Raw genomic sequence first — 3598 nt, forward strand, 5'->3', positions numbered from 1 at the left:
GATTTCATGAGTGGATAGAAAGTGATCTGCTGCGGAGAGATCGATTTTGCGACGTTTATATCGTTTATGAGCTGCTCTTTTGTTTGGTTTGGTAGGTTAAAGATGAGATCAAGGCTGATGACCGGGATCTTGCCCAGAGTCTGCTCGAGCTTTCTTTTCGTCTCTTCAGCTGAGCCGAATTTCTCATATCTGCCAACTCTTTTTAACGTCTCGTTATCAAAGCTTTGCACGCCTACGCTTAAGCGGTCGATAAGCCCGTCAAAACGGCTGAGGCTTTCTGGCGAGATGTGGTTTGGATCGCTCTCGGCCGAGATATCTTCGATGCTAAAGAGATCTTTGGCGAGTTTTAGCGTCTTTTCAAGCTCGGGTTCGTTAATCAGCGTCGTGCCGCCGCCCACGTAAAGCGAGCTAAAATCAAAGCCGGCCTCTTTTATCTGCCTCATCTCCTCACGCAAATTTTCAAAGTAAATTTTCGCAAGCTCCTGCTCGTAATGATACTTGTGAAACGAGCAATACGGACAAAACGTGTGGCAAAACGGCACGTGAGCGTAAAGCATATACTCTGTATTTTCGCGCGGCGTTTTTACGTATTTTTTATCTAAGATGTCGATATTTAGGCCGTTATAAAGAGATTTTTGCATGGTATTATGGGCATAATTAATCGAAAATCTTTCTATAATATTCTTAAAACCCATAATTAATTTTCTCCCGTAAATCCAAATTTATGTTCGTAAGGATATTTAAAAGCGAAATGGACGCGGGTTTAAATTTACGCGGCGCGAGCGTAAATTTTAAAATTTCAAACCGATTACTCAGCTCGGGCGTAAAATTTAAAATTTCAGCCCGTATTTTGAAGCAAAAATCTACCTGCATATCCTTGATATTTGTTTGCTTTGCGCAAAATTCGCCGCCAAGTTACAGCTTGCTTAGGATTTAGCATAGCGGTTGTGGGTAGCCGCGGCTAGATATCTGGTTTATATTATTTACCGAGTTTAGCGCATATCGCCCGCCTTTTGCTTTGAGATTATCAGGCTTGAGTCCAGCTCGAATTTCTCGCCGCTTTTAGTCTGCAGATAGTAAAATTTACCCAGAGCTGATAGAACTTTGACGTTGTAGAGCTCTACGTAGTCGTCTCGCTTCCAAGCGTACGTTTTGCAGACGGGAGAGAGATTTATCGCGCTTGCCTTGAGCGGGCCGCTACGATTGCCGTTTTTATCGTACGTTAAAACCGAGTTTTCAAAAACGACCTCATCGCTAGACGCAACGCCTATATCTTTGCCGTTAGCGTCTATAAATTTTATCTCGTCGTTTACTCCGCTAAAAATATACGTCTCGTTGCCGTCTTTTACGGCTAGCTCGGCCTTTTGTTTATTGTACGAGACGATTTGCGCCTTTTGTTTTGCGTAGCAGCCGTCCTTCGCTCTCGCGCCGATACAGCCGTTTTGATTATTTTGGCAAACGCTTTTTGGCAAAGCATTTAAGGCGTCTTTTTTGAGCGATAGCATTTTGTAGTTTATATTTCCCAGATCGGCTACTTGGACGATTTTACCGCTCATAACCGCGACGATGACTAAATTTATGATTATCAAAGACCAAAAAATTATCTTAAAATAATCTATATCCTTAGATGTTATCAACGCCCTAAACAAAACGGCAAAAAATGCCATAAAAAGCACTAAAAAAGCGGTAGTAAACCCATCCTCGCTTACGCGGACGTAGGCAAACAGAGCCACCATAAACGGAGTCGCAAAGGATAAAAATCCGTGCGATATCATAAAAAGCAAAAGAGGAATGTCGAATTTACCGTTTTTAAAGCTGCAAAGTAGGCAAGATACGACTATCGGCGCTATAAACGCCGCAAAATAATAGTTTAAATCTGCCGCAGCCGGGAAAAAATATCCGGCGCCTATAAATGCTATACCCACAAGCGTGGCCATCAGATAAATCGCGTAAAAAGGCTTTTCGTTTTTTTCGTCGCCATCGTCAGAAACGATCAAAACTAAATGCAAAGCGGGAAATATATATAAAATAATAAATAAACCAAAACCCGATATCGCTAGCGCGCTAAGTAACGAAAAGATGCTTTCGCTACCGGCTACCGAGAAAAATCCGATATTTTGCCAAAAGATAAAATATATTATAAACGGAATCAGCCCCAAAAACGCGATTAGAACCTGATAGTATTTTTTCACGCGGCGAATTTGCTCCGAGACGAAAAGCTTGATACGCTTTTGATTATATACTTCGTTGTATTTTTTATAAACGTCCGAATCGCGGCTTAATTTATCCAAATTCGCAAGCAAATTTACCTGGCGATAAATTCTGTCGTTTAGCTCGTCTATATCCGCAGCCGTTTGCGAATAATTATCGCAGCTAAGGTTTTCAAATTTAGCCAGTCTATCTTTTAACAGACCGATTAGTCCCAAGACATCCTTGTCGCACTCTTTATTTTTAAGCGTTTTGATAAAATCGCCGTACTCCTTTATGGCGCTATTTTTTTCTTGGATTAACTTTTTAAAATTATCCATTAAATTTACTTCAAATTTTTAAAACTTATCGGTAACTCCAAATTTAACCCCTTCACAAGCCTAATGCACTCCTGCAGATCGTCGATGCTTTTGCCGCTTACTCGCACCTCTTCGCCGCGGATCGCCGCTGTTACTTTTAGCTTTGCGTCTTTGATCGCTTTGGTGATTTTTTTCGCGTTTTCGCTATCTAGGGTGTCGTTTAGCTTTAGCGTCGCTTTGATATTTCCGCCGCTCGCGCTCTCACGTTTACTCTCGGTGACGGCTACCGGCGGGATGTTTCGCTTGATGAGCTTTGAGATCACGATGTCTTTTAGAGCGTCGATTTTGTTGTCGCTAGAGCTTAAAAGCGTGATAATTTTTTCCTTTTCGTTTAGCTCCACTTCGGCCGCAAGCCCCTTAAAATCATATCTCGCCGCGATCTCTTTTTTCGCCGTCTCCAGCGCGTTTTTGACCTCCATCATATCGACCGCCGCGCTTATATCAAAACTATGCTCAGTTGCCATTTTTATCCTTTCAAAATTTATTTAAATAGCCCTTTGATCTTCTCAAAAATCGACTTTTTGCCAGTCTCTTCTTGCTCTACTGCCTCTCCAATCTGCTGCACAGCAGTCTGTGCATAGATGATAGCTCCCTTTGGATCGCAGTTAAAGAGATTTGAATATGAGCTTGATTTGTTTAGATCAAGTGGATTTGGCTCCACGACCTCAGTGGCCTCAAGTAGGCCTGTTTCTAGCTCGCATGCGTAGTTTAGAGCATCTAAAAATACAGGTAAATTTTGAGCGTAAAAGCCATCAACCGCCTCTTTTATCTCGCCACCTGCTTCATAGTCAGCCTTTAGTTTAGCTACGTTTTTAGCGTTTACATAAGCGCCACAACAGTAGTTTTCGGTGATCTCATTATAAATTTCGCCACTAAATTTATCCAAAAAATCGCTTGGTAAAATTTCTCGCCAGTTGCTGATGTAGTTTTTAAATTTCTCGTTTTGCCGCGCCAAAGAGCTTAGCGCTGTGCCCCGAGTGTAGAAATATTTTCTAAAAAATCATTAATTTTAATCAAGACGAGCGTAAACT

The 3598-nt window shown here is 41.7% G+C and carries 4 protein-coding genes; all 4 read right to left on the minus strand.

Going from position 1 to position 3598, the window contains the following annotated elements:
• Positions 1-695, minus strand: a 695-nt coding sequence (locus Q0546_RS04485) for a coproporphyrinogen III oxidase family protein (RefSeq protein ID WP_298790904.1), incomplete at its 3' end; no start/stop codon positions are given.
• Between the two features lie 297 nt (positions 696-992).
• Positions 993-2528, minus strand: coding sequence for a hypothetical protein (locus Q0546_RS04490; RefSeq protein ID WP_298790906.1), 1536 nt, complete (start codon positions 2526-2528; stop codon positions 993-995).
• Between the two features lie 5 nt (positions 2529-2533).
• Positions 2534-3031 (minus strand): YajQ family cyclic di-GMP-binding protein, encoded by a 498-nt coding sequence (locus Q0546_RS04495; RefSeq protein ID WP_122872912.1) that lies wholly within the window; start codon positions 3029-3031, stop codon positions 2534-2536.
• A gap of 17 nt (positions 3032-3048) precedes the next feature.
• The gene (locus tag Q0546_RS04500) at positions 3049-3522 is read right to left on the minus strand and encodes a hypothetical protein (RefSeq protein ID WP_298790907.1); all 474 of its coding nucleotides are present in this window, start codon (positions 3520-3522) and stop codon (positions 3049-3051) included.
• Between the last annotated feature and the right edge of the window lie 76 nt (positions 3523-3598).

It is taken from the genome of uncultured Campylobacter sp., assembly GCF_937997465.1.
GTDB lineage: Bacteria > Campylobacterota > Campylobacteria > Campylobacterales > Campylobacteraceae > Campylobacter_A.

Coding starts and splice junctions, on each gene's coding strand:
- Q0546_RS04490 (WP_298790906.1), bottom strand. CDS start 2,528: ATGGATAATTTTAAAAAGTTAATCCAAGAAAAAAATAGCGCCATAAAG.
- Q0546_RS04495 (WP_122872912.1), bottom strand. CDS start 3,031: ATGGCAACTGAGCATAGTTTTGATATAAGCGCGGCGGTCGATATGATG.